25 protein-coding genes and 1 riboswitch are annotated in these 23993 nt (G+C 53.9%); of the genes, 11 read left to right on the top strand and 14 right to left on the bottom strand.

The window, feature by feature from the left end:
* A partial coding sequence (locus DXY30_RS00770) for an iron uptake porin (protein ID WP_115092965.1) occupies window positions 1–1238 on the top strand: 1238 nt, incomplete at its 5' end.
* 98 nt (window positions 1239–1336) lie between these two features.
* Here the strand turns inward: DXY30_RS00770 and DXY30_RS00775 are convergent.
* Together DXY30_RS00775 and DXY30_RS00780 are read right to left on the bottom strand one after the other, a co-directional pair.
* Complete coding sequence (locus DXY30_RS00775; RefSeq protein WP_115092966.1) at window positions 1337–1567, bottom strand: hypothetical protein; 231 nt, start codon at window positions 1565–1567, stop codon at window positions 1337–1339.
* 83 nt (window positions 1568–1650) lie between these two features.
* Complete coding sequence (locus DXY30_RS00780) at window positions 1651–2319, bottom strand: Fe2+-dependent dioxygenase (protein WP_115092967.1); 669 nt, start codon at window positions 2317–2319, stop codon at window positions 1651–1653.
* Between the two features lie 115 nt (window positions 2320–2434).
* Here DXY30_RS00780 and DXY30_RS00785 point away from each other — a divergent pair, with 115 nt between their 5' ends.
* The 5 genes from DXY30_RS00785 to DXY30_RS00815 all read left to right on the top strand — a co-directional run bounded on the left by DXY30_RS00785 (window position 2435) and on the right by DXY30_RS00815 (window position 6979).
* Entirely contained in the window at window positions 2435–3439 is a 1005-nt protein-coding gene (locus DXY30_RS00785; RefSeq protein ID WP_115093048.1) for an extracellular solute-binding protein, read from the top strand.
* A gap of 141 nt (window positions 3440–3580) precedes the next feature.
* Window positions 3581–4165, top strand: a complete 585-nt coding sequence (locus DXY30_RS00790; RefSeq protein WP_115092968.1) for a ferritin — start codon at window positions 3581–3583, stop codon at window positions 4163–4165.
* Between the two features lie 463 nt (window positions 4166–4628).
* Window positions 4629–4922 (top strand): 2Fe-2S iron-sulfur cluster-binding protein, encoded by a 294-nt coding sequence (locus DXY30_RS00800; protein ID WP_115092970.1) that lies wholly within the window; start codon window positions 4629–4631, stop codon window positions 4920–4922.
* Window positions 4923–5255: 333 nt separating this feature from the next.
* A complete protein-coding gene (locus tag DXY30_RS00810) occupies window positions 5256–6023 on the top strand; it encodes an alpha/beta hydrolase (RefSeq protein WP_115092972.1) in 768 nt (255 codons plus the stop codon).
* Window positions 6020–6979 (top strand): NAD(P)/FAD-dependent oxidoreductase, encoded by a 960-nt coding sequence (locus tag DXY30_RS00815; protein WP_115092973.1) that lies wholly within the window; start codon window positions 6020–6022, stop codon window positions 6977–6979. Before DXY30_RS00810 ends, DXY30_RS00815 begins: the two co-directional genes overlap by 4 nt.
* A gap of 48 nt (window positions 6980–7027) precedes the next feature.
* Here the strand turns inward: DXY30_RS00815 and fldA are convergent, their stop codons facing one another.
* From fldA to DXY30_RS00840, 5 genes are all read right to left on the bottom strand, one after another.
* The gene (gene fldA / locus DXY30_RS00820) at window positions 7028–7537 is read right to left on the bottom strand and encodes a flavodoxin FldA (protein WP_115025444.1); all 510 of its coding nucleotides are present in this window, start codon (window positions 7535–7537) and stop codon (window positions 7028–7030) included.
* Window positions 7538–8534: 997 nt separating this feature from the next.
* Complete coding sequence (locus DXY30_RS00825; protein ID WP_115025453.1) at window positions 8535–9083, bottom strand: Crp/Fnr family transcriptional regulator; 549 nt, start codon at window positions 9081–9083, stop codon at window positions 8535–8537.
* Between the two features lie 346 nt (window positions 9084–9429).
* The gene (locus DXY30_RS00830) at window positions 9430–10980 is read right to left on the bottom strand and encodes an iron uptake porin (protein ID WP_115092974.1); all 1551 of its coding nucleotides are present in this window, start codon (window positions 10978–10980) and stop codon (window positions 9430–9432) included.
* A gap of 70 nt (window positions 10981–11050) precedes the next feature.
* Entirely contained in the window at window positions 11051–11626 is a 576-nt protein-coding gene (locus tag DXY30_RS00835) for a HupE/UreJ family protein (RefSeq protein WP_115092975.1), read from the bottom strand.
* 64 nt (window positions 11627–11690) lie between these two features.
* Window positions 11691–11838: riboswitch (cobalamin riboswitch) on the bottom strand.
* Between the two features lie 104 nt (window positions 11839–11942).
* Window positions 11943–12284, bottom strand: a complete 342-nt coding sequence (locus DXY30_RS00840; RefSeq protein WP_115092976.1) for a c-type cytochrome — start codon at window positions 12282–12284, stop codon at window positions 11943–11945.
* Between the two features lie 164 nt (window positions 12285–12448).
* Between DXY30_RS00840 and DXY30_RS00845 the strand changes: the two genes are divergently transcribed.
* A complete protein-coding gene (locus DXY30_RS00845) occupies window positions 12449–12898 on the top strand; it encodes a hypothetical protein (RefSeq protein ID WP_226422472.1) in 450 nt (149 codons plus the stop codon).
* Between the two features lie 8 nt (window positions 12899–12906).
* On the opposite strand, the gene DXY30_RS00850 is transcribed toward DXY30_RS00845, so the two are convergent.
* The 4 genes from DXY30_RS00850 to DXY30_RS00865 all read right to left on the bottom strand — a co-directional run bounded on the left by DXY30_RS00850 (window position 12907) and on the right by DXY30_RS00865 (window position 14803).
* Complete coding sequence (locus DXY30_RS00850) at window positions 12907–13137, bottom strand: hypothetical protein (protein WP_115092978.1); 231 nt, start codon at window positions 13135–13137, stop codon at window positions 12907–12909.
* On the bottom strand, window positions 13134–13442 hold the full coding sequence (locus DXY30_RS00855) for a hypothetical protein (protein ID WP_115092979.1): 309 nt from the start codon (window positions 13440–13442) through the stop codon (window positions 13134–13136). The genes DXY30_RS00850 and DXY30_RS00855 overlap by 4 nt, the downstream gene beginning before the upstream one ends.
* 34 nt (window positions 13443–13476) lie before the next feature.
* Entirely contained in the window at window positions 13477–14181 is a 705-nt protein-coding gene (locus tag DXY30_RS00860) for a 16S rRNA (uracil(1498)-N(3))-methyltransferase (RefSeq protein ID WP_115092980.1), read from the bottom strand.
* Window positions 14182–14497: 316 nt separating this feature from the next.
* A complete protein-coding gene (locus DXY30_RS00865) occupies window positions 14498–14803 on the bottom strand; it encodes a hypothetical protein (RefSeq protein WP_115025071.1) in 306 nt (101 codons plus the stop codon).
* Between the two features lie 109 nt (window positions 14804–14912).
* Between DXY30_RS00865 and DXY30_RS00870 the strand changes: the two genes are divergently transcribed.
* Window positions 14913–15416 carry an HdeD family acid-resistance protein gene (locus DXY30_RS00870; protein ID WP_115092981.1) on the top strand — a complete coding sequence of 168 codons (504 nt, stop codon included), beginning with the start codon at window positions 14913–14915 and terminating at the stop codon, window positions 15414–15416.
* 219 nt (window positions 15417–15635) lie between these two features.
* On the opposite strand, the gene DXY30_RS00875 is transcribed toward DXY30_RS00870, so the two are convergent.
* Window positions 15636–15920, bottom strand: a complete 285-nt coding sequence (locus DXY30_RS00875) for a hypothetical protein (protein WP_244281183.1) — start codon at window positions 15918–15920, stop codon at window positions 15636–15638.
* Between the two features lie 24 nt (window positions 15921–15944).
* Window positions 15945–19580, bottom strand: coding sequence for a hydantoinase B/oxoprolinase family protein (locus DXY30_RS00880; protein ID WP_115093049.1), 3636 nt, complete (start codon window positions 19578–19580; stop codon window positions 15945–15947).
* Between the two features lie 119 nt (window positions 19581–19699).
* On the opposite strand from DXY30_RS00880, the gene DXY30_RS00885 reads away from it, so the two are divergent.
* Genes DXY30_RS00885 through DXY30_RS00895 form a run of 3 tightly spaced genes read left to right on the top strand, consistent with a single transcriptional unit; the run spans window position 19700 to window position 22642 of the window.
* Window positions 19700–20656 (top strand): permease, encoded by a 957-nt coding sequence (locus DXY30_RS00885; RefSeq protein WP_115093050.1) that lies wholly within the window; start codon window positions 19700–19702, stop codon window positions 20654–20656.
* A gap of 13 nt (window positions 20657–20669) precedes the next feature.
* Window positions 20670–21323: a TIGR03943 family protein gene (locus DXY30_RS00890; protein WP_115093051.1), complete on the top strand. Its 654-nt coding sequence runs from the start codon at window positions 20670–20672 to the stop codon at window positions 21321–21323.
* A 26-nt stretch (window positions 21324–21349) separates the two neighbouring features.
* A complete protein-coding gene (locus DXY30_RS00895) occupies window positions 21350–22642 on the top strand; it encodes a hypothetical protein (protein WP_371638468.1) in 1293 nt (430 codons plus the stop codon).
* 146 nt (window positions 22643–22788) lie between these two features.
* Here DXY30_RS00895 and DXY30_RS00900 read toward each other — a convergent pair whose 3' ends face one another.
* Entirely contained in the window at window positions 22789–23991 is a 1203-nt protein-coding gene (locus DXY30_RS00900) for a hypothetical protein (protein ID WP_115092984.1), read from the bottom strand.
* Window positions 23992–23993 lie beyond the last annotated feature (2 nt).

Genomic DNA, 23993 nt, shown 5'->3' on the forward strand with positions numbered 1-23993 from the left:
AAACCGAGCTGGCCATCCTCAAGGGTCGCGTTGACGGCCTCGAGGCCCGTGTTGGCGAACTGGAAGCAACTCAGTTCTCCACCACCACCAAACTGCGTGGTCAGGCTGACTTCTTCACTGGCGCAGTGAAGTATGCCGATCGCGACGAGTGCAACGAAAAATCGCCTGGTTCCTGCGAGAGCGATGGATTCAGCTTCTCCTATCGCTACACGCTGAACCTCGACACCTCCTTCACCGGCAAGGATCGCTTGTACACCCGTCTTCGCACGGGCAACATGAAGAACGTCTGGACCGAATCAGACTCTTATCTGGCTGATGCCAAGAGCGGCGACAACACCATCAAGGTGGACAAGCTCTGGTACAGCTTCCCGATCGGCAACGAGTTCAAGGTCACCGTTGGTGCGTTGATCGAGAACTACTACATGATCGAAACGCCAACCCGTTACAAGCCGATCCTCAAGGCATTCAAACTGGGTGGTTACGGCGCTGTTCTGGGTGCCAGCACAGGCCAAGGCTTTGGTGTGCAGTGGCGTCAGGATGTCGATCCTGGTGACGCAGCCTTCAACATTGCTGTGAACTACGTTGCCGACGGTGGTGACGGTGCGAAGAGCGGTTCTAAAAAGCAAATGTTCGGTGAAGACACCGATGCCTACCTGCTCAGCCAAGTTGGCTACGGCAACCGCAAGTGGCATGTTTCAGCGCTCTACGCTCTGAAGAATGCTCAGCAGGACAAGGTTTGTGTAACTGACGAGCTGGGTGTGAAAACCTGCACGATCAAGACAGAAGCCAAGGCGGCTATGGGTTACTCCACACCCACGGCAAAGGATCTGGCTCACCCCATCCACGCCGTTGGCCTTCGCGGCTACTGGTCACCTGAAGACAGCGGATTCATTCCCACCATCAGTGCGGGCCTGGACTTCGGTTGGGCTGATAGTGAATACCGCGGCAACTCTGAAGCCGTTAAGGGCTGGATGGTTGGCCTGAACTGGAATGACGCCTTCATGGAAGGCAACAAGCTGGGACTTGGCTTTGGTTCCTACTCCAGCTACGCCACCGAAGTTCAGGGGCAAAAGGCTGACGACCAGAACTTTGCAATCGAAGGTTATTACGACTTCCGTGTGACCGACAACATCACCATCACACCTGCTGTGTTCTGGGTTGATGATGCAAAGGGCAAAGATCAAGTGAATGGTGCCAACAAGTTTGGCGGTCTTGTCAAGACGACCTTCAAATTCTGATCCACATTTGATCAACAGACTGGCGCCCCTCGGGGCGCTTTTTTTTTTACATAAAAAAGAGGGGCGAATGCCCCTCAAATAATCTCAAAAGAATAGATTCACCAGCAGTTCTCGCCCTCACCGATGGGAACACAGACATCCTCTTGTTCTGCTTTTTTCTTTAAGGCGGCTGCATCAGAGTCCATGACGCTTTCTTCATCAACACCTTGGTCGGTATTCCATTCTTGAAGTCCACCAGCATTCTGAGCATGGACAACTGGAACAGCTGCAGAGGCAACGAGAAGCGAGGTGGCAGCTGCAAAAACAGAAATTGCGGATGGCTTGGCCATAAACAGACCCAAAATTCTATTATGCCAAATCTCAATCAGAAATAGTCATTAACGACGCAGCAAGCAAGATCAAAAGATACAAATCAGGAAGATAGGCGCCGGATAGCATTTGTATAACTTTGAAAAATCAAATCAAGTTCATCAGACCGACCATGACGGGCAAGCAAGCCGCGAGCACCAGCATCGAGATTAAAAAGCAAGGAACGGTCTTCCGCAGACTTCACATAGCTTTCAATCCAACCAACACAAACGAATCGTGTTCCAGCAATAACAGGTTGAACACAATGGAGAAGGGAGGAAGGATAGACAACAACATGGCCAGGAGACAACCTAAATTCTGTAGTCTTATCTCCACCACTTTGAATTGACAAAGAGCCTCCCTGGTAGGAGTCTTCATCACTTAAAAAGACTGTAAAAGACAGGTCACGTCGGCCATAACGAGAGAAAGGGTTATCGACATGCCAACCATAACCATCTCCAGAGTCAGATCTAGAAACCAGCAGGCTGTGAACCTTGCGAACAAGTGTAAAGCTCTTAATCAATGGATCGTTGGTAAGTGCTGTTGATATTCGGTTGGTAATCGAAAGAGTAAGGTCTGAATTTGGGTCAAGTTGATGATTCTTCTTGACTAACGATGCCTGATCGCCCGCTGTCAGACGACCATCGCGCCAAGGGAGGTTAGGGGCCAGGAGTCGTTGCTGAATATCTTGTATTTCATCAAAAGGCAACAATGGATGGGTAATAAATTCCATCGATCAAAGAGAAAACGACATTGAGTTGCACAGAGCTTTTGCTACATAAGCTGCGTTCATATAAGCTGACAATCCACAGGACCGCACTAATATAGAAGCGTATGTGATTCTAGACATGCTCAGATTCTTTGCCACCCTGCTTCTGGTGGCCCCGTTCGCCGCCATACCTTCAGCAGAGGCGAAAGAAGTAAGAGTTTACTCAGGCCGTCACTACAATACTGATAGAAACGCCTTCAAACAATTTAGCCAGCAAACTGGAATCAAAGTAAGACTGATCGAAGCGACAGGCATTTCACTTGTTGAAAGGCTTAAGAGAGAAGGCGCCAATTCAAAAGCAGATGTCATTTTATTGGTTGACTCGGCAAGAATCAACAACGCTGCTCAAGCAGGGCTGTTGCAACCAGTCAAGACGCAAAAGCTGATATCAAACGTCCCAGCACGTTTTCGAGATCCTTCCAATCGGTGGTTTGGTTTCACAAGACGCGTCAGAGCAATTATTGTTAATCCAAATATCGTCAATCCAAATACAATCAAGACCTATGCAGATTTATCGAATCCAGGCTTGAAAGGAAAGATTTGCCTACGTAAACGGAAGAATGTATATAACCAGTCGCTAGTGGCCGACAAAATTGTTCTAAAGGGCCAAGCGAAAGCAAGCGCATGGGTCAAGCAGATGGTCAGCAATGTAAGCCAGCCTTACTTCTCCGGTGATGTTTCACTAATTCGCGCAGTGGGGCAAGGGAAGTGTGGAGTTGCTCTAGTTAATCATTATTACTTGGCGAGAATGCAAGCAGGAGCTAGTGGAAAGAATGATCAGAAATTAACTTCAAACATAAAATTAATCATGCCAAATCCAGCGCATGTGAATATCAGTGCTGCTGGAGTCGCAAAATCAGCTAAAAACAAAAAAGAGGCGATTCAGTTTATTGAGTTCCTTTCATCTCCACAAGGAACTCGATTGATCGCAGGCCCAACGTATGAGTATCCTTTAAAAGGGTTTGGAACATCAAAAGAATTGAAAAAATTCGGTCGTTTCACACCTGACAATGTCTCAATAAGTGCTCTTGGTTCAACACAGAAAACTGCAATACAAGTGATGGCCAACGCTGGCTGGCGGTGATTTAGAATCAGGAGGTAGTCAAAAATATCAATCCAGCCTACATCTTTTGATAATGACTCTCATTTAACTTGGTGCATATGACACGCGCTGCCTGCAATTCGATTCGCCAGCGCGTATCATTTGATCAATTGCCCAATAGGAATGCTTTCAACATCACGTTCAAATGCCTCAGCTTCTATTGAAACTGGCCCTTCAGGTCGTGCAATCGCGGAAGCAATAAGTCCTGAACTTCTGAATGCCATCCAAGACCACCTCAACATGGAAAGGCAGGCACACGCCTCATATTTCGCCGCAGCGATCTGGTTTGCCGAAAGAACACTGAAGGGGTTTTCTCGGTTCTTCCGAGACGAATCAAGCAGTGAGCATGAGCATGCTGCACAATTCGCCGAATACATCATCGCTCGGGGGCAAAGCGTTGAACTGAAGACCGTTGAAGCTCCTTTGCAGAACTGGGAATCACCAGCCGATGTCATGGCATCAGCATTTCAAATGGAGGTTGATGTGACGGCCTCATTGCAACAGCTTTACTCCATGGCAGAGAGAGTAAGTGATACACGAACAACAGTATTTCTAGACCCAATGGTAGAGATGCAAACACAATCTGAATATGAATTCGCACACATGCTGGGGCGGGTCAAATTCGCTGATAATCAAGCGGCTGCCTTATTGCTCATCGACAGCGAGCTGGATCAAGGGAATAACAAACCAGCCTCTCTTCAGGCATAAGAGAAAAATTACTCCTAGAGATAGTATCAATTACGGACATCTTTTTCACGAAGATGCCCGTAATCCCTGTGGATCGATAATAAAACATTTTATGTCGCGCATCAGTGATTTGGGTGAGACCTCTAAATACTCAGCAATTAGCTTGTGCGTCCATCCTTGATTTCTTAGGGCCATAGCAATCTTCAGGCGTTTTTTCCGCCAACCGCTTGCATGTCCTAAATAATGAGAAATCTTCTCTGGTGATTGGTTGTCCATTTGTAAAATTTGCTTTTATAAAAAATACGCCATAGCCTTTCCTAAATTATTCCATAAAAATACCAACAAGAGTATTGCAAGGCTCATTGAATTAAACAAAAATGACACTACCCAAGAGGAGCCATACATGTAACCAATGAACATAACCATAGTAAAATTTAATCGAGCGATAAGCATACTAAAGTTATAGTGGATTTTATTTTCAAAGATGGCATCGTTCAAAATTGAATTGAGACTCCCTGATGGAACAAAACATTTTGAATGTCCCGATGATGAATATGTACTTGAGGCAGCAGAGCAAGCTGGGATTGATATGAGTTATTCCTGTAGAGCGGGAGCATGCAGCACTTGCGTGGGAAAAATCATTCAAGGAACAATTGACCAATCAGATCAGAGTTTTCTCGACGACGACCAAATGGAAAATGGTTATACACTGCTTTGCGTAGCATATGCAACATCAGATTTAGTCGTAAAGACAGATTGTGAAGACGAGCTTTGGTGAAGATAGAGATATTCATTTTATCGAGCAGACGAATGGGTAAAGTGCACAAAAACAAATCAAGTCTTGTGGAGCAATATCTACACATCGCATGTTTCAACAAAATCAGCGACAGTATCTTTAGAGATATGCTTGACTACGAAGCTAAAGCCGATCCCATCGAAAAAAAATTAATTAAGAGAATAAGGCATCAAGTAGAGCAAGGGAAAGTTTTGCTTTCTTAGCCCGATTCAAAAAAACTGTGACAACTCCACTTGTGATAAAGAATACAGTGATTTGTTTTTTCTGAGGAGGGGAGCAGGTCGATGTATAAGAGGATAACTAAAATAGAAACGCATGGAAAAAAGTAAAATAGTCTGGGTTGATCTTCAACCATCATTGTATTGTCTATTTAAACGTACGGCGCAGGCTTTAAGCCAACAATATGGTGTTAAGCGATGGTCATTCGAACATGACCTTGATGAATCATGTGATGTTGATATCATTCATGCTCTTTTAAAGCAAACGGTAGAGAATTCTTCTGAGCCAGTTCACCTTGTAGGCCATGGGATAAGTGGTTCAGTAGCCTATCTATACGCAAAAAAATATCCAAAGAATGTTTCCTCAGTTTCATTGTTGTCTGTAGATGCTCAATCAAGCAATCAATGGACATCCCACTATCAAGCGATGAGAAGTCAACTACCGTGCTCAAGATTTCATATATTGAGTCACTTAAGCCGTCTCCTCATAGACACCCATGCCGATCACGTACAAGTCATAATCGCAAGACTCTTGGCAAAATGCCTAGACAATGATTTCGTTAATGGATCAATTGTCGGACATACACAGATAGCAAATCTGGACCAAATCAAAATTCCAATTCTTATCATCAATGGCAGCAAGGATTTCGTAATTGATCAATGCAGCTACAAACGTTGGCAGCAGCATTTAAAACCAGGTGACTGTTATCAACAAATTAATAGTGGTCGACATTTTTTCCCATTCACAGAATGGAATCAAACCGCTAATATGATTGGATCTTTTATCGACATGGTACCCAACAAAAGTTCAGATATAGCTTCTGAAAATATTCAAGATCTGAGTATTATCAAAAGATTCTCATGACAGATATCAATAATGCAGATGTTGTAATCATCGGTGGGGGACCTGCAGGTTGTTCCTGTGCTTTGTATACAGCAAGATCAAATTTATCAACAATCATCCTGGATAAGAATCCAGCTGTTGGAGCACTAGCGATCACTCACAAAATTGCCAACTACCCTGGCGTTGCAGGTGATGCATCAGGAGAAGAGCTCCTGAAAACGATGAGAAATCAGGCAATCAGCTATGGGGCTGAATATAAACAAGCCCAAGTATATGGAATCAGTATGTCGGATACTGAAAAGGTCGTCTACACACCGGAGGGAACATTCGTCGGCAAGACCTTAGTGCTAGCGACGGGTGCGATGGGAAGAGCATCGACACTACCCGGGGAAAATGAGTTTCTCGGCAGAGGTGTTAGTTACTGCGCAACCTGTGATGGCGCATTCTACAAAAACCAAGAAGTTGTGGTCTATGGATCAAACCAAGAAGCAATCGATGAAGCACTTGTTCTAACAAAGTTCGCATCAACAGTACATTGGGTAACCAACAACAAGACAAACATAAATTCAGTTGAGGTTCAGATATTACTTGATTCCAGCAATGTCAAGCATTGGAAAAGAACACGATTAAGCTCTATTGAGGGGGACGAGAATGGAGTGTCTAGTGTCAAGGTTCAATCCTTTGGGCAGGATAATACTCAAGAAATATTTGTTCAAGGTGCATTTGTTTACTCCACTGGCTCATTACCGATCACCGACTACCTCCAAGAGCAAATACCAATCAATGCCAATGGTGGAGTTCGTGTCAACAATGACATGATGACGGATGTGGAAGGGGTTTGGGCAATCGGCGACATTCGCAACACTCCCTTCAAGCAGGCTGTTGTCGCTTGTTCAGATGGTTGCATTGCAGCGATGGCGATTGATAAGTATCTGAACCAGCGCAAGGACGTTCGTGTGGACTGGGTACACCGTTAAAGAAAAAGCGCCCTTAAGGGCGCTTTTGATTGAATTCAAATGCGAAACTTACGACTCGGCATTGATTTGCTGAACCCATGCCTGAAGTCGTTGGTCTGTTAACTCCGACTCATTATCTTCATCGATTGCGAGACCACAAAACTTACCATCAATTACACTTTTCGAATCATCATAGGTATAGCCTTCAGTAGGTACTTTACCAATCAATTTAGCTCCAGATTGAAGAAATGCTGTATACAGTTCTTCCATAGCATCACAGAAGAAATCTGAATAGCCAGAAGAGTCTCCCAAGCCGACAATGGCTACAGATTTCCCAGCAAAATCTTTGTCTGGGATTTCTTGAACCAAATCGTCCCAAGCCGTTCCAGAGCGTGCCTCGTCAGCACCAGTATTCCATGTCGGAACACAGCAAATCAACGACTCGGCAGAGACCAACTCATCAATTGAGTCAATGTTGTCGACATCCTTCGCTTCCGTTCCGGGGAGAAGCTCCTTCAGCCGATCAGCGACGTCTTCAGTTTTACCAGTTGACGTTGCAAAGAAGATTGTGAAAGCCATGCAATTCAAATCACCCCATAATTTTCTCAGAAGTTTTGCCAGCCAGTTTGAAGCTTGTTTCAGATCCAAGTGCTATCAGATACAACCAAGCAAATCATTGACCTTGATGTATCTGGCAAATGTTAGTCTCAAGCGTTTCTGAACAAATCAAACTTTCTCTATACTCTGAAAGTGCTTGATCAAAGCCTGACTCTCGGATGCGTTTAAGCCAACGCAAGCGAACGAAGTCATCTCGCTCAATGTGATCAATGAATTCTTCCAAAATCTGAGATCCAACAAGCATGATGGAAATAGCCTCGTTGTTCAAATTTAAAAAATCGTTCTAATGTTGAGCAAACAAATGATCAATGATCATTGATCATTGATCATTGATCATTGATCGAAAGGTGATACACATCCACTCAAACGGATGCAAACCAAGAGAAAAGCCCAGCCTGTAAGGCTGGGCATATCCAATAAACCTCCCCAATTTTGCCGATTCACCAACGACAAATTGGATTTAAATGAGGCTGTCGATCCCGTCCAAGGAAGACCCATTTATTATGGCCATACCAGACAACTAATTATGAACATTGCATGCTTGTCGTGGTGTCAAATGTAGCTCTAGAGGCACACTATTTGCCATGATCGGAATTCTGAAAATTGCAGACAAAAAATTGAGGCCAACACCTTATGTAGGCCTCATACAAGACAAGAGTTTTTATTCAATAGATTTGGTTCGCCGAGAGCCTATGCGATAAACATCGAAAGAGCAACTCCTCCAGTAAATATTTTTGAGCTGATTGAGGATCAAGATAATGTTTTATCTTTGCCAAGGAATCCTGTATCGCCAGACATCGATTGCGATGTAGGCATATCTCTGCGATAAGGCGCTCCTTGAGGCGCGGATGCTGACAGCGTTGAATGGAACGACTGACTGACTGCATGCGCTGCCATATCCACTCAGTTTCTTTGCAGAGGTCTCCAAGAACTCCGAATGTATTCACATTCACGGCGTTCAAAATTGCAGGGGTGATGAGTTGATGAGTTCAGGAGAGAGTCGCATCGTGACATCACCAGGTGCCATAGCAACCAAATCAGCTTGACGCCACTTCGAAAGAAGACGCGTAGTGGTGACGCGTGTTGCTCCAATCAGCTCACCAAAGCGATCGTGGGTGAGGCGAAAGGGAAGCTGATAGGTGTCGCTGCAACGGAGTCCGAGTCGGTTCACCAACAGGGCCAAAAGAGCATGAAGACGCTGCTCTGCTTGACCGAGATGACGCACACGCAGGAGCTGCAAGGTCCATTCATTCACTGCATCGATACCCATTTCGTCCGTGGAGACTGAATCACGACGAAACTTCAATGCCGTTAAGGCTTCGACGCAGGCACCTTCGCTGCACATGCGGTCGGTGCGGAGCCTGTCGCCAGACTGCAAAAACGCCAACGTCATCCCCTCGGTCTCTTCGCAAGGGCAATACACCCGACAGACGCCTTCCAAGACTTCAAGAACAGTGGCCTGATCTCGGCCAGCAGGATCCAACAAGACGGTCTGCAGCCTTGGCATCGACAAGGGTGCCGCCGGATCGTCCGGAAGGAAGCGGTAAGCGGAGGTCGTCACGAACTAACGCGAATGAGAATTACTCGCAAGAGTACAGAGACCTTGTCGATATTGCAAGTCATTCTCAACAAGGGGCTCGTATTGAGATCTTTTCTCAATACGCTCTGAGCAGGCCCTATCCGCATGAAGCAGCAATGAGCGGAGCAGCTGCGCATCCCCCTGAATCCGAAGCATTGGCGTGAGGTCTGGTCTGTGCACCAACTACAACGCGATCTTTGACTGCAGGTGAATCGGTTTCAACGGTGAGACGTTGTTATTGAGTGATTCCTCTGTATTTCCTTGTCATCACCACTCAGAAGACAAAGGTGGTTTTAATCAAGCCGCCCAGTTGTTGAAACGTTGAGCCATTGGGTGTGAGCTCACCGATGGGTCGTGAGAGATAGAACAGCGCAGGGGTGACGCTGATGTTGTCGGTGACCTGGAACTGATACCACCACTCCCAGATGAACTGACCATCGGCAGGGGCGTCACCTCCACGAAGATCCGTCGCGAAGACAGGCTGGCCCACAGCCATACCGGCGTTATTCCCCTCCATCAAGACATCGTTCCACTCCAGCCCCACAGTCCAGGACTGACTCGTGCTCACCTGGCCTTTGTACTGGGTCTCGGATTGATTGATGCCCCAACCGAGCGACAGAGAAGGAAGCCAGCCGCTCTCCAGCGGTTGCCAGAAACCACCAAGGGCATAGGCATGGGTCACACCCCGGGCACTGACGTGATCCTTGACGAAGGGTGTGGCGTAAACGATCAGGTCTTGACCGTTCTGAACCTTGGAATAGAGCGCAGCCACACCCCAGTTATCACCCTCCCAACCCAGCTGCAGCGTGCCGGTGCCCCCTGCCTTGTCGGTGGCGAAACCGCCAGTGCGAGTGTTGCTCGATGCACCATTGGCAGCCACGTAATTGGCCGACACACGGGCTCCGCTTTCCAGGGCCAAACTGATGCCCACACCCGCACCTTTGTTTTTGTTGTAGGCCCCCGGAGCTCCATTCACCGTGAGCACATCGAGAATCGGATCACTGGGATAGACACTCGGCCAGACCGCGAGCATGTCCTCCTGGCCAACAATCGGGCCCGTTGTGATGGTGATGTCGTTACCCAACGGGAAGGAATAAAACAGTTTGTCGATCGCCACCAGATTGGGGCGATCACCCTCCTGAAATGCTGTTTCCAGCGTTGCCAGACCCGAAGGCCCACCGCTACCGAAAACGTTGTCGTCGCCGTCGAAATTGCCGCCACGCAAAACCGTGGTCAACAAATCCTTTCCGCTGAAAGAGGTCGCCAACCCCAGCTGAAGGTCGTAATTGAACGTCGTTCCGCCGAATGTCTTGGTGCTCTCGGAACGAAGCCGTGAGGCGGATCCTTTGAAGCGGTTGGCTCCAAACACCCAGGTAGCTTGGCCCATGAGTTTGGTGGTGGTGGAGAACTGGGTTGCTTCCAGTTCGCCAACACGGGCCTCGAGGCCGTCAACGCGACCCTTGAGGATGGCCAGCTCGGTTTCGAATTCCTTGAGCAGGCGACGCAGCTCGTCGGTCACTTCAGTGATCCGGTCGAGGCAAGCGTTCAACAGGGCAGCCGCTTCGTAGCGGGTCATGGCCCGGTTGCCACGGAAGGTGCCGTTGGGGTAGCCGGCCACGCAGCCGTACTGCTCCACCAGGTTCGCCAGAGCCTGATAGGCCCAGTCGGTGGGGTAGACGTCGGAGAACTGGGTGACGCTGGTCACCTGATCAGCGGAAGAGGCGTAATCAGAAACGCCGTTGATGTTCAGCTCGGCGGCATTAGCGCCACTGGCCAGAAAGCCAAGGGCGGCAGGAGCCACCAGCAGTTGCTGGAGAAGCTTCATGGATAGGAAGAGACAAAAAAACCCCAGATGTGATCTCTGGGGTCAAAGGTTGCAAAAGGAATGCTTCCGATCAGTCGATCAGGGCCACCCAGGCAAAGGCCATGCCGATCCCCATCCAGATCCCAGCACCCAGCCGCTGGCCTTGGGAGCCAAGACGTTCCAGCAGCCCTTTGGACCATGCTGCCACCAGCAGAAGCAACGCTCCCTGCCCTAACAGCAGGCCAAGGAAATACGTCAGCAGAGGCGTGGCTTCAGCACCAACGATCGTGCTGCCCAGCAGAAAGCCATGGAGGGCGATCAATGGGCACAACCAGAATTGTGAGAGCACGGTGAGGGCAATCAATCCCTCCGCAACAAGGCTGAGAGACACCAGAGCTTCTGCCCAAGGCGCAATCGCATCAGGCAGCGGAATGAACTGCGAGAGCACACTGCCACCGAGGCCAAGGGCCAGAAGCGGTACCACCCAGGCCAGAGGGCGTTTCAGCCCGATCAAGGCGATCGCCAACAGGAACAACAGATGGTCAGGACCCAGCAGCGGGTGCCCGATGCCACTGATCAAGCCCTGCCAAGCAGTCAGTGCTGCGCTGTCACCCATGCCGAAGGGATGGTGCGCCAAAGCCGGACTGGCGATCAAGACAACTGCCATAAGTGACGTGGCAGCAATCTGAAATGACCTACGAAAGGCCAAGGGCAAAAAATTCAAAGTCGATCCTCGTCGGTGTTGTCCTGGCGGGCGTTCTGACTGACGTCGGCGGAGCCGGCGTTTCACAGCTGCGGGACAGCGACGGATTTTCACCGCTCTTTCCCCGTTTCCATCAGCGGCTGATCCCCGCTGATACCAGCATTTCACTATAAGGATGAGATTCGTGCTGAACAAAAAAATCCCCTGACCGGTCACCCAGCCAGGGGAAACATTTGAGTCGAGGGTTCTCAGCTCTGCAACGAGCTGGGGGGCAAGGCCTTCAGGACCAGCCTTTTACAGACTGGGATTCGACATAAGCAGCAACATCAGCAATTTCAGCTGCGCTCAGATTTGGGGCAAAAGCAGGCATACCGTTTTTGCCATTGGTCACCTGATAAGCGATGGCCTCTTCATGCCCATCGTTGTAGTTGGCGAGATAAGCCTTGAGGTCATCCTGTTGGAGGGTGCGCTGACCATTCACAACGTTTCCGCCGCCGATGTGACAGGCCGCGCAATTTGATGAGAACACTTGCTCACCATGGGCAGCATCTGCAGCCGATACCACGGACGGAGAGATCAATGCGATCAAAGCGGCCAGGGCCAAAGAAAGAAAGTGACGCATCGATGAGTGTTTTGACGCAAGTACCTTGATGCAGAGACCTCACCGGGGCACCAGACAAACACCGTTCTTCACGTTTTGTTCGTAGAGATACACAGATGAACTCTGCAGAATGGCGAATGCGTCCTGGGGCTCTTCAGCCATTGAGAGCACTTCTGATTGGCCTAATGGCAGTCTTTGTGGTGATCCTTCCTGGGCACCCGGCCTCAGCCTGCGTGGAGGGCTTGGCCTGGGGAATGCCTTTGGAGCAGGTGGATGCTCATTTGGGTCAGGCAAAACCCATCGGAGATCGTCCCCAGGAAAGATTTGAAGTTCAAGATGTGATGCTTGATCGGCTGCCTGTCTCCCGCGTCACGTTTGAGTTGAGCCAGTCCCAGGGCTTGCAATGGCTCGCCTACGAATTCGCGATCGATGACATGACGGAAGTGCTGGCCGGATTGCGGGCCCGCCATGGCTCACCGCTCAGCACGAGTGTTGAAGAAGCGGACCACAACGATCAGATTTGGGTCTGGAACACAGGGGAAGACCTGATCACAGCTGTCAAGCGGAAGGCCAATGAAGAGCAGAAATTCCTGCTCTCCTATCGCCCAAGTCGCCTGCATCCGCAGACGCTCTAAGGAACTCCTTACTGGACCACCTCTGCCGAATGAAAATTCCAGGAGTCACCGTCCTCGAGCCATAACTCCCAAGCCAATCGTCGGCCACGTTTCAGGCGAAGCTGACCACCAAAGCCAGCCGGTGAAGGCTGATACAACTCGGTGATGTCATCGACAGGATGACCATCCCGAGTGAACACCTCCTCCACCGCCTCTCCAAGCCGGGCCGTCAAGTCGCACCGCAGCTCATCAATCGTCACGCTTGCTGGCTCGAAAAATCGAGCACCAGATCGCCGACGTCATCGCGACTGATCTGAAACCCGAACCCATCAACTGTTCCTGACCACAGGCCTGCATCGAGATCAGCCTCGAGCCCCTGCAGCTGCTCCACCTTGTGATCAAAGAGGAGGCCGAAACAATGGGCGGCGACCTGGGCGGCCTGGGACGCATCCATCTCATCGAGTTCATGGGCCTCCACCGGACACCCGTCGAGCAGTTCGGCATCGATCACGTTGCCGGAACCGACATCCTCAACAAGAGCTCGCAATCCAGCCAGGTCGTTCATTGCAGCCGCCGTTGAACCAACACATCGCCCACCATCATCCCTGGGCCAGAGCGGTGGTGAGGGCCGTGTCCACACTCAATGTGCGCGATCCCAAATGCACCGGCTGCGCAATCACAGCTTGAGCCAACTCCAATTCGAAGGGAACAAAACCACCCTCGGGACCCACCATCACAACGGCATCCCCGGCAGGCGTGTCGCGTAGAGCCAGGGAGGCCCCCATCTGTGCGATCCAGCAAGGCCGCCCTGCACAAAGGTGCTTGAGCTGGTCTTCCACAAAAGGGCGAAAGCGCCTGTGCTGATGCACCTGTGGAGCCACGGTGTCGCTCGCGCGTTCCATCCCGGCCAGCAACGCGTCATGAACCTTGTCAGGTGCGAGTAAAGGGGACTGCCAATAGCTCTTTTCCACTCGGGCGCTGTGGATCAGATGAAGATTGGCCACCCCGTACTCCGCCACGGTGCGGAACAGACGGCGCAGCACCTTGGGCCTCGGCAACGACAGAACGACGTCGAACCGGTGTCGCGGCGGCGGTGGCTGACTCAATTCAACGCGTAATACCACTGAATCCGCATCGATCGCGCAGATGCGTCCCTGACCCAAATGGCCATTGAGCTCACCAACCCGAATGCTGTCGCCTACCGCAGCCCGCAGCACCGCACGAATGTGATCAGCCCGGCGATCAAAAAGACGAACATGCTCTTCATCACGCCAATCAGAACGATCTAAGACAACGATGTTCATATCTGAGGCAAGTCATATGAGCCACAGGCAGCTCCTGTTAAGGACGCCATGCCAAGCAGAGGGGCAACCGAACTGATGCTGACGGTGTTTACACCAAGGCAACGGTTGGAATCAGTGAAGTACTGCAGAACAATGCTGGTATGCAACAACCAACATCAAACTTCAGCAACAACAATCTCACACAACTTCTCAGCCAAAGACTAGATCTTTGGGATCAACAGGATGCCGCGCAACGGGATGGAGCATTCCATCGGGCGTTATCTCTGGAACAACAGATCCGGCAAATCAGCGATGAGATCCACAAAGCACTAGCACTTCAGCAGTGTTCAAACACCCCGGGGATCAACTCCTGCTGGCGACGCGCCTGATAGTCGGCATCGGCAGCGCGCAACGCTGCCGCATCCTCCTGGAACCAACAGCCATAAAGCAGGTTCAGGATCCGATCGACATCCAGATCTCGATCAGCCACGTCCTGCCAGAGGCGCTGGCTTAACTCAACGTCAGCGAACTGAAATTGAGCCTGAGCCAGACGTCGGGCTGCATCGAAATGAGCCTGCTGAAGCTGACGTGACGGCGAGTCGTACTGGAGCAGTCGTCCTTGAATTGTCTGAAGCAAACCCATGCCACAAACCTGACTGCACTCAATTTGAATCCGCAGCTGCCCTTCGACAATGGGTTGTCATGCTGATTTTCATTAACAGACCTAGGGTCAATTCAGACGCGCTGCTGCAATGTCCTCCAACCGCCAGAGGCAACTCGCAGCAGCGCTGCTGATTCTTGGGGCCGTAGCGGCAATCCTTCTCCCCTTCATTTCAGCGACGCTGCTGACACTGGCCTTAGGAGGCATCGCCTTTTCGGCAGGGGTGAGTCAGCTCCTGCGACTGGGGCAAGGCAATGCTCCGGGGAAGCTCTTCCGCGTGCTCTCGGCTCTTCTCTATATCGGTGGAGCGATCTTCATCTTGATCGACCCGATCGAAGGAGAGATCAGCCTGACCCTGTTCGCGGGAGTGGTTGTGCTGTTTGAGGGAATCATGGAGCTCGCTGCGGGCGCAACGTCGAAAGGCCCGATGGCTGCACTGGTGCTCCTCGATGGTCTGCTCTCCGCAGGCATCGGCCTGTTGTTAGTGCTCGAGTGGCCCAGTGACAGTGTCTGGGCCCTGGGAACACTGTTCGGCATCACCCTCCTGTCCTCAGCATTCAAGCTCCTGCAACAGCCCGGCGGGGAAGTCGCTTAACCAGGCAAATCCCCAACCAGACCCTGGGGCAATCAGGGAACGTTGTAGAAAGCAGAAAAAACCACAACCCATGGATCTTGCTCCGTGGATCTAGTTCTTTCAATGGGATAAACAGAGATAACTTGTGAGCAAAAAAGAAGCTTCGCGTCGCTTATTGACGACAAATCAAGCCTGAAGTTTTCCCATTATCGCAAATAAAAATACCGCAAGAACGTGTGATCAGCAGACATCAAATCCCAACAGAATTGTGTCTTGTAAGGCGGCGTGATTAAGGCTCGGGCGTTGTTGTTGCAGGGCGGGAAGAAGCTCCAACAACAGATTGTTAGCGCTGCGTGATTCATTGCACACGCCGACGCGATCTCCCACGGAACGGGCGAGGCGGATCTGATCAATCACCAGCTGCAGCTGGAACATCTGCTGGTCCAGGCTTTTGGCTTGGGCGCTCCCCGTCAGGCTGCAGCCCAGCAGAAGTGCCAACAACCAGACCGGAGATCGCAACGGCATCACAAACCCTCCAGGCATCCCACCTCAACCTCCCATGCCACCTCCCCCTGGAGTGAGCATGCGGATGGCCTCGCCAGCCTCGAGCTCCAGCTGAATAGAACCGGGTAGGGGATCCTCCGCCCCGTGACAGTCCAGGCGCAGATTCACACCACAAGATCCGCTTGACCCACCGTTGAGCCCGAACGGCGGCACCTGCCGGGATCCACTGATCAACGACACACGCATCGGTTCGAGGAAACGGATCGTGCGCTCCAAGCCGTCGCCCCCAGGCCAACGGCCTTTCCCACCACTGCCGCAGCGCACAGCGAAGGATTCCAGCCGCACGGGATAACGGCTTTCCAGCACTTCGGGATCCGTCAGCCTTGAGTTGGTCATGTGCGATTGCAGGCCCACGGAGCCGGGAAAGCCCTCACCGGCCCCACCGCCACCGGCCACAGTTTCGTAGTACTGACATCGCCCATTGCCGAAGCTGAAATTGTTCATCGTTCCCTGGCCGGCCGCTTGGACACCAAAGGCAGCGAACAACAGATTGCAGAGGGCCTGAGACACCTCCACATTGCCGGCCACTACAGCCGCTGGGTAACGCGGATTCAGCAGACAGCCCGGTGGCACCACCAGATTGAGCGGTGCGAAGCAGCCCTCGTTCAAGGGGATGTCGTTATCGAGGAGACAACGGATCACGTACAGCACAGCCGCGCGCGTCACCGCCAAGGGGGCATTGAAGTTGCCCGGCCGTTGGGGCGATGTTCCGGTGAAATCCAACCGCAGCCGTTGGCGTTGGCGGTCAAGGCTGACCTCCACCACCAGGCATGAGCCATCATCCATCACAAGCTGTTGACGGGCGTCCGTCAGGCGCGACAACAGATGCTGAACACTGCTAGCTGCATCCCTCTGCAGAAGAGTCATCTGGCGTTGCACCACGACCTCCCCCTCCCGCTCCACGAGATGTTGGAGCGCCGCAATTCCGGCCTGATTGGCCGCCACCTGCGCCTGCAGGTCGGCCAGCAGTTCTGACGGGTTGCGTGGCGGCGTTGCCATTCCGCTCCACGCCGTTTCCAAATCAGCGGCGAGGACCCGGCCCTCGCGAACAAACAGCAGGTTGCGCAGCAGCAGGCCCTCATCGGCCATCGTGCGGCTGAAGGACGGCATCGACCCGGGGGCAATTCCGCCCACATCGGCATGATGGCCACGACTGGCCACAAAGAAGCTGGGCTGATCCCCGTTGCAGAACACCGGCGATATGGCGGTGATATCGGGCAGGTGGGTGCCGCCGTGGAAGGGGTCGTTGCTGAGCAGCGTGTCGCCCGGCTGCAGCGGTGCAACATCGCCAGCGGATACCTGAGCCAGCAGGTCGCGCACGCTGTCTCCCATCGATCCCAGATGCACCGGGATGTGGGGGGCATTGGCCACCAGGGCACCCGAGGCATCGAACAACGCACAGGAGAAATCCAGGCGCTCGCGAATGTTCACGGATCTGCTGCTCTGCCGGAGTTGTTCCCCCATCTGTTCGGCGATTGCCATGAAACGGTGGCGAAACAGTTCCGCCTGCAGCGGATCGTCCGCATCACCCTCCGCCAGCGATGGCGAACCGGTCTGAGGCTGGCGGCGCTCCAATAACAACGTGTCCCCCTTCGCCACCCTTGCCTGCCAGCCCTCCTCCAGAACCGTGCATCCGGTGGATTCGGCGATCAGAGCTGGGCCTGAGATCCTTTGATCCAGCACCAAGGCGCTGCGCTCGTACAGGGGAACCTGGGTCCAGCCACTCTGCTCGAGGTGCATCGACACCTGCGGGGGTATCTCCACCACGGGCTGTCGGTCGGCCATCCCAGCCGGTGCGGTGGCATCGAACTGTTGCGGCGCTGTGACCTCAACATTGAGCTGTTCGACGATCAGAGCCTGATCGGCATCGATGCAGTAGCCAAAGCGCAATTGATGGCTCATCTGAAAGGCCGAGACCATGTCGTCAACAACTTGGTCCGGAGACCAGGTGAGCACCAACGTCTGTTCTGCAGCGGCATAACGCAGGGCAAGGTTGACCCAGACCTCCGGCGCCTCAGAGTCGGAGGCAGCACCATCGCCCTGCCGACGTAACTCCTCCTGCGCCTCATGGGTCAGCACCTCAACCTGATGAGGCATCTCAGCCAGCAGGGCGGAGGACAGCGGAGCGCCGAGATGCACTTGTCGCCGGCAGCGCTGGCGGGCCTGCCCCATCCCAAAGGCGGAGAGAACACCGGCCATGGGGTGCAACAGCACCGTGTTGAGTCCGAGTTCATCCGCCAGACGACAGGCATGCTGACCGCCGGCACCGCCGTAGGCCACCAACACCCCGCCACGGATGTCCTGACCCCGATGCAGCGAGACGCGGCGAATGGCTGCGGCCATGGTTTCCACCGCCAGTTGCAACGCCCCCGCCGCCAACCGCTCCGAGGTCTGCCCCAGCGTTGCAGCAAGATCTGCGAACGTACGCCGCACCACCTCAACATCCGGGGGCAAATCAGCGCAAGCGCCGAACACCGCCGGGAAGCACGCCACCTGCAGACGCCCCAGCAGCAGGTTGGCGTCGGTGATGGTGAGCGGTCCCCCTGCGCGGTAGCAAGCGGGCCCCGGACGCGCCCCCGCGGAGCGGGGACCCACCCGCAAGCGCTCCCCCTGCAGCTCCAGCACCGATCCGCCTCCGGCAGCCACCGTTTCAATCGGCAAGCGGGGGGCCAGCAACTGCAAGCCGGCGATCTCGGTCTGCTCCTTGACCTGCCGCAGCGCCTGCGCATCAGCGGAAGCCACGCAGAACACATCCGTCGACGTCCCCCCCATGTCGAAGCCCAGCACCGGTACCCCTTCAAAACCGGCCATCCGCGCCGCCGCGATCGCGCCCACCATCCCGGCCGCCGGCCCCGAAAGGATGGTGTCTTTGGCCTGCAAGGTGACCCGAGCCTGCAACGCTCCGCTGGAAGTCATCACCCGCAGTGGCGTAGCAGATCCCAGCGCCCCTCGCACTTGCTGCAGGTAGCCATCCAGCACCGGATGCACGGCCCCCTCCACCAACGCCGTCTGCCCCCGCGGCACCAGGCGGGGCATCACGCTCACCTGATGGGAGCAGACCACGGTGCGAAAGCCAACCTCGCGCAGCATTGCCGCACAACACTGCTCATGAACTGGATTGCGCTGGGCATGCAGCAACGCCACCACGGCGACGTCGAGACCGGAACGGTGCAGCTCCTCCAAACGCCGCCGCAGCGGCTGATCCAGCACCAAGGGCTCCACCTCATCACCCCGTGCATCGAGCCGACCGTCGACCTCCAGCACCGTTTCCGCCAAAAAGGGACGCTTGGGCTGCTCAAGAGCGAACAGATCGTCGCGATGTTGATCGCCGATCCACAGCTGATCCCTCAGGCCTGAATTGGTGAGCAAAAGCAATGGCGCTCCACAGCCCTCCAGCAGCGCATTGGTGGCGACAGTGGTGCCGAGGCGCACCTCATCGACGTCCCCCAGATCCACACGAGACGAGGCCGAATCCAGCACCGCGACCATGGCCGACACCGCAGGGTCTCCTGAACCGGCCGTCTCTGACAGCACCTTGCGCACATGCAGCCGCCCCTCTGGGTCGCGACCGATCAGATCGGTAAAGGTGCCCCCTCGATCAACCCAGAAGCACCATCCCATTCGAGGCCCTGGCCAACATCGTTCCAGCCTGCCGGGCAGGCCGATCAACAAACCGTATCGGCGCCCCCCTATTGATGGCCTGAGCTGGGAACGTTGAAAGGCCCTTGCCGCTCGAACGCTTGGACAAGCTCGCCACGGCCTGGGCGATCTTTCAGGGTTTGCTACTGGAAGCCATCCCTTTCCTGCTGCTCGGCGTCGCCATCGCGGGATTGGCCAGATGGGCCGTGCCGCCGGGCGCATGGATCGACAAGCTCCCGAAGAACCCCGTGCTGGCACCGATCATCGGCGCCTTGATGGGGTTTGCACTGCCGGCCTGCGAATGCGGCAATGTCCCGGTCGCCCGCCGTTTGCTGGCCAGCGGTGCACCGATGGGCACCGCGTTTGGCTTTCTGTTTGCTGCGCCGGTACTCAATCCCATCGTCCTGGCCAGCACCTGGGCGGCCTTTCCCGATCAGCCCTGGCTTCTGGTGGCCCGACCATTGGGGGCCTTTCTACTGGCGATCCTGCTGAGTCTGTTGCTGGTGCAATTGCCGGAGACTCAGCTGCTGGCAACAGCGCTTCTGGAGGAACGTCGCATGAGCCAGCCCCTAAGCAACGTGGGGCTACTCCAGCGCAGCAGTGGCCTGATTGGAGCTTCAACCACCACAACACGTCCAGCCACCAACCAACGGATCAAGGGCTGGCAGATGTTGGATCAAAGCTGCCGCGAGTTTCTCGATCTCCTGGCCCTGCTGGTGCTGGGGTGTGTGATCGCAGCTCTGGTGCAGACCTGGCTGCCGCGCAGTTGGCTCTTGGCCGTTGGGGGCGCACCGACGGCGTCGATCCTGGCCTTGATGCTGCTGGCCGTCGTGGTGTCGGTCTGCTCCAGCGTGGATGCCTTTCTCGCCCTCGGATTTGCAGCTCAGATCACGCCAGGAGCCCTTCTGGCGTTTCTGTTGCTGGGCCCCGTCGTTGATCTCAAACTGGCGGGACTGTTCACGGTGCTGATGCGCCCACGGGCCATCGTGATCACTGCGATCAGTGCGAGTCTTGGGGTACTGCTGATCGGTCAGTGGATCAACCTTTGGCAGCTGTGAGGGGCTGGTCGTGCTGAAGAGCGGATCCCTGATGGTGCTCTGGGGCCTCACACTTCTGTGGAGTTTCCACAGTGGCCGCCTCGACCTGCTGCTGCGGGGGGTCTTTCACAGCCTGGTGGGGGTCACCGGCCTGTTGTTGCTGATGGTGGGAGTGGCCCTTTTGCTGCAAAAGGGTGGTCGCCAGGAACGTTGGCGATGGCCCTGGCTCCTCAGCGGCTTGATGGGCGTGCTGGTTTTGATTGTACCGCCGACCCCCTCCTTTAGTGACCTGGCCAGCAACCGCCCCCAGGGCCTTCCAGATCCACCGGAATTGGCGTTTGTGCTGCCGCCGGAACAACGCAGCCTCACGGAATGGGTGCGTTACCTGCGCAGCCAGCCAGACCCCGATCTTGTCGCTGACAACCCTGTGCGAATTAGCGGCTTTGTCTGGAGGCAGCCGGAGGGTCCACCGCTGATCGCGAGGCTCACCGTTCGCTGTTGCCTTGCCGACGCCACACCCGCTGGCCTGGCAGTGGAGTGGCCTGAGTGGTTCACACCAAAAACCAACCAGTGGTTAGCCATAAGCGGGACGATGACAGTGCAACGCCGGAAGGATCGGCGCATCCCTGTCGTCGTTCCTTCCGGCATCACACCGATTGAGAGGCCCGAGCGGCCCCTGGAGCCATGAGGCAGCGGTTGTTGATACTCATGCTGATGGCCTGCACTGCGGTCCTGGCGCAGCAACAACTACTGCTGCGCCGAACTCCGCGACTGATGCACCTCAAGCCCCAACAGGTGCAGAGCGGCACCGCGGCACTGGATTTGCAGTTCAGTCGACCGATGAATCGGACCAGCGTCAGCGACGCCACCCGACTGGAACCGAACGTGGCCCATCAGTGGCTGGGGGAGACAACACCTCTGCGGATGGTGATCGATTCAAAGGTCGTGCTTAAGGCCCCGATCGAACTATCCCTCTCCGGCCAAGACCAACGCGAGCTGCTGCTGGATCGGCAGCAATGGTGGTGGGATCCGAGACCCTGGCTGATCGCGACGCGACCAGTGCCAGGCGGCGAGCAGGTTCAACTACAAACGCGATCAGGAGGCTGGATTCCCATCAGTCGGGTCTGGCCTGCCATCCCCAGCGTCGTGCCCTTAGGCAACGGCCGAGGCATCGCACTGGTGGGGCGTGATCAGAACGGCACCGAACAGGTGTGGTGGGACCAACTGACTCCCCGCAGCACCGCCATCAGCGTGGCGGCCTTAGGACCACCGACTGTGAGCAGCACACAGCCACTCTTAAAGGGGGAAGTGCTCTTCGCTCATCTCAGCAGCAATCTCAATGGCGATCTTCTGGTGCAAAGCGGAGGGTTCCGTCCTGGGAGCGATCAAGCCCTGCTGGTACAGGCCAATGGCAAACGGAAGCATTTGGCCTTGAAACCATCTGGGCCGATGCAGTTGCTTCCCGCCGGGGGTGGCGTCGTGATGCCCACCTATGACGGATTGACCCTTCGAGCGCTGGAAACAACGAACCAAAAGCCTCAGATCCTGCCTGGTAGCAGGGAGCTAGGTGCCTTCTGCGGCGCCTCCGGACGGGCTGTGCTGATCCGACATTGGCCGGATTACAGACGCTCGATCGAGCTGGTGATTCCTGGAACAGCACCGAAACAGCTTCACCTTGGCGATCAGGCCGTACTTGGGGTGGCCTGCGACAACCGCGGCGAAAGGATCTGGGCAATTCTTGGTCGCTGGGAACAGCAACGCGGGAATCACGAGCTGGTGCTGATCAATCAAGAGGGAAGGGTGTCACAACGCCGGGCCCTAGCCCCCTGGACGCTTAAGGCAGGAAGCCCCATCCAATGGAACCCAGTGACAAACCAATTGTTGATGACCCTGACGCAACCCAACCAAACCAATGCTCATGCCGGCTTGATTAACGCCGACAGCTTGCAGATCATCAAGGTCATCAACGACAGCATCAGCGAAGCGCAATGGCTCAACGCAGGCTGAACAGCAGCCTCAACGGATCAACATCACAACGAAGCAATCATTCAAGAGCACGCCCAAATAAGACACCAGGAGTGACAGCCAAGAACAAAAAAAAGGAGGGCAATTATGCCCTCCAGATCAACTAAAAATCAGCCGATTGCCGAAACCTAGAAGGCAAAGGTCACACCAGTACCGACATGGTGCTGCCACCCTTCACCCCAGCCCGGAGCATCTTCCCAACTGTAGGTTTGCTGCCAATGCAGGAACAAGGTCGCATCGCCGACGGGAACAGAGAGTTCGATTTCACCAGCAAAGTCTGTGCGCGGATCTAACCCTGCATAGCTGCCAGGAACATAAAAACGAGGGCCAGCCTCAATCATCAACGAGATTTCATCACCGCCAAATTTGAATCCCAAACCAACACGAGGATCGGTGTAATTACCGACGTACATCCCATCAGACTCCCAACCCTGACGGTGATCCAGAGAAAGGTAAACACCGTTCACCAGATCTTCAATTCCATCGCCTAGGCCAAAGTTGACATCTCCATCCCCAAGAGCCCAGGTTAGATTTGCCCCTAGCTCATTCTTAAGGCCCTGAATGTCTTCGCCTTGATCCTGAGTGACGTAATAAGGGTTCCAGGAGAGAGCAACACTTAAACGGTCATTCGGCGCATAACGGGCCTGAAGAAAGCCTCTGATATCCGTGCGCTTGAAGTCGGTATCATGAGCATGATCATCGTGGTCGTCATGATCGTCGTGATCATCATGATCGTCGTGGTCATCATGATCGTCGTGGTCATCATGATCGTCGTGGTCATCATGATCGTCGTGGTCATCATGATCGTCGTGGTCATCATGATCGTCGTGGTCATCATGATCGTCGTGGTCATCATGATCGCCGTGGTCATCATGATCGCCGTGGTCATCATGATCGCCGTGGTCATCATGATCGCCGTGGTCATCATGATCGCCGTGGTCATCATGATCGCCGTGGTCATCATGATCGCCGTGGTCATCATGATCGTCGTGGTCATCATGGACATGCACTTTTCCATAAAAGTGCTCAGCTTCTCCCCACACAAGTGCGGGACCTACAGCAGCCTCAATGACGATAGAGCCACCATTTTCGAGTCCCCACTCAAAAACACCACCAAACATGCCATCAATGGCGTAGTGCTTGGGATCTCCCTCGAGGTTGGTGTCAAATCCACCATGACCTTCGATGGTGAGGATCGGCGTGAAGTTGAATTCACCAGCTTCTAGAGATTCTTCCCCACCACCACCATGGGATCCATGGGCGTGGGCGGGCGAAATCGTCGCCAAGGGACTCAACAGAAGAGCCAGCAGCAGAAAACGTGAACGGAACATGA

This window comes from Synechococcus sp. UW106 (genome assembly GCF_900474015.1).
In the GTDB taxonomy this organism is placed as follows: Bacteria; Cyanobacteriota; Cyanobacteriia; order PCC-6307; family Cyanobiaceae; genus Parasynechococcus.

Excerpts from the sequence above, each read along its gene's own strand:
- DXY30_RS00870 (WP_115092981.1), top strand. The coding sequence starts at position 14,913 with ATGTCCTCCAACCGCCAGAGGCAACTCGCAGCAGCGCTGCTGATTCTT.
- DXY30_RS00865 (WP_115025071.1), bottom strand. The coding sequence starts at position 14,803 with ATGGGTTTGCTTCAGACAATTCAAGGACGACTGCTCCAGTACGACTCG.
- DXY30_RS00790 (WP_115092968.1), top strand. The coding sequence starts at position 3,581 with ATGCTTTCAACATCACGTTCAAATGCCTCAGCTTCTATTGAAACTGGC.
- DXY30_RS00825 (WP_115025453.1), bottom strand. The coding sequence starts at position 9,083 with ATGCCAAGGCTGCAGACCGTCTTGTTGGATCCTGCTGGCCGAGATCAG.
- DXY30_RS00815 (WP_115092973.1), top strand. The coding sequence starts at position 6,020 with ATGACAGATATCAATAATGCAGATGTTGTAATCATCGGTGGGGGACCT.
- DXY30_RS00780 (WP_115092967.1), bottom strand. The coding sequence starts at position 2,319 with ATGGAATTTATTACCCATCCATTGTTGCCTTTTGATGAAATACAAGAT.
- fldA (WP_115025444.1), bottom strand. The coding sequence starts at position 7,537 with ATGGCTTTCACAATCTTCTTTGCAACGTCAACTGGTAAAACTGAAGAC.
- DXY30_RS00775 (WP_115092966.1), bottom strand. The coding sequence starts at position 1,567 with ATGGCCAAGCCATCCGCAATTTCTGTTTTTGCAGCTGCCACCTCGCTT.
- DXY30_RS00840 (WP_115092976.1), bottom strand. The coding sequence starts at position 12,284 with ATGCGTCACTTTCTTTCTTTGGCCCTGGCCGCTTTGATCGCATTGATC.
- DXY30_RS00845 (WP_226422472.1), top strand. The coding sequence starts at position 12,449 with ATGGCAGTCTTTGTGGTGATCCTTCCTGGGCACCCGGCCTCAGCCTGC.
- DXY30_RS00860 (WP_115092980.1), bottom strand. The coding sequence starts at position 14,181 with ATGAACATCGTTGTCTTAGATCGTTCTGATTGGCGTGATGAAGAGCAT.
- DXY30_RS00895 (WP_371638468.1), top strand. The coding sequence starts at position 21,350 with ATGGCCTGCACTGCGGTCCTGGCGCAGCAACAACTACTGCTGCGCCGA.
- DXY30_RS00830 (WP_115092974.1), bottom strand. The coding sequence starts at position 10,980 with ATGAAGCTTCTCCAGCAACTGCTGGTGGCTCCTGCCGCCCTTGGCTTT.
- DXY30_RS00900 (WP_115092984.1), bottom strand. The coding sequence starts at position 23,991 with ATGTTCCGTTCACGTTTTCTGCTGCTGGCTCTTCTGTTGAGTCCCTTG.
- DXY30_RS00835 (WP_115092975.1), bottom strand. The coding sequence starts at position 11,626 with ATGGCAGTTGTCTTGATCGCCAGTCCGGCTTTGGCGCACCATCCCTTC.
- DXY30_RS00800 (WP_115092970.1), top strand. The coding sequence starts at position 4,629 with ATGGCATCGTTCAAAATTGAATTGAGACTCCCTGATGGAACAAAACAT.
- DXY30_RS00855 (WP_115092979.1), bottom strand. The coding sequence starts at position 13,442 with ATGAACGACCTGGCTGGATTGCGAGCTCTTGTTGAGGATGTCGGTTCC.
- DXY30_RS00880 (WP_115093049.1), bottom strand. The coding sequence starts at position 19,580 with ATGGGATGGTGCTTCTGGGTTGATCGAGGGGGCACCTTTACCGATCTG.
- DXY30_RS00810 (WP_115092972.1), top strand. The coding sequence starts at position 5,256 with ATGGAAAAAAGTAAAATAGTCTGGGTTGATCTTCAACCATCATTGTAT.
- DXY30_RS00785 (WP_115093048.1), top strand. The coding sequence starts at position 2,435 with ATGCTCAGATTCTTTGCCACCCTGCTTCTGGTGGCCCCGTTCGCCGCC.
- DXY30_RS00875 (WP_244281183.1), bottom strand. The coding sequence starts at position 15,920 with ATGCCGTTGCGATCTCCGGTCTGGTTGTTGGCACTTCTGCTGGGCTGC.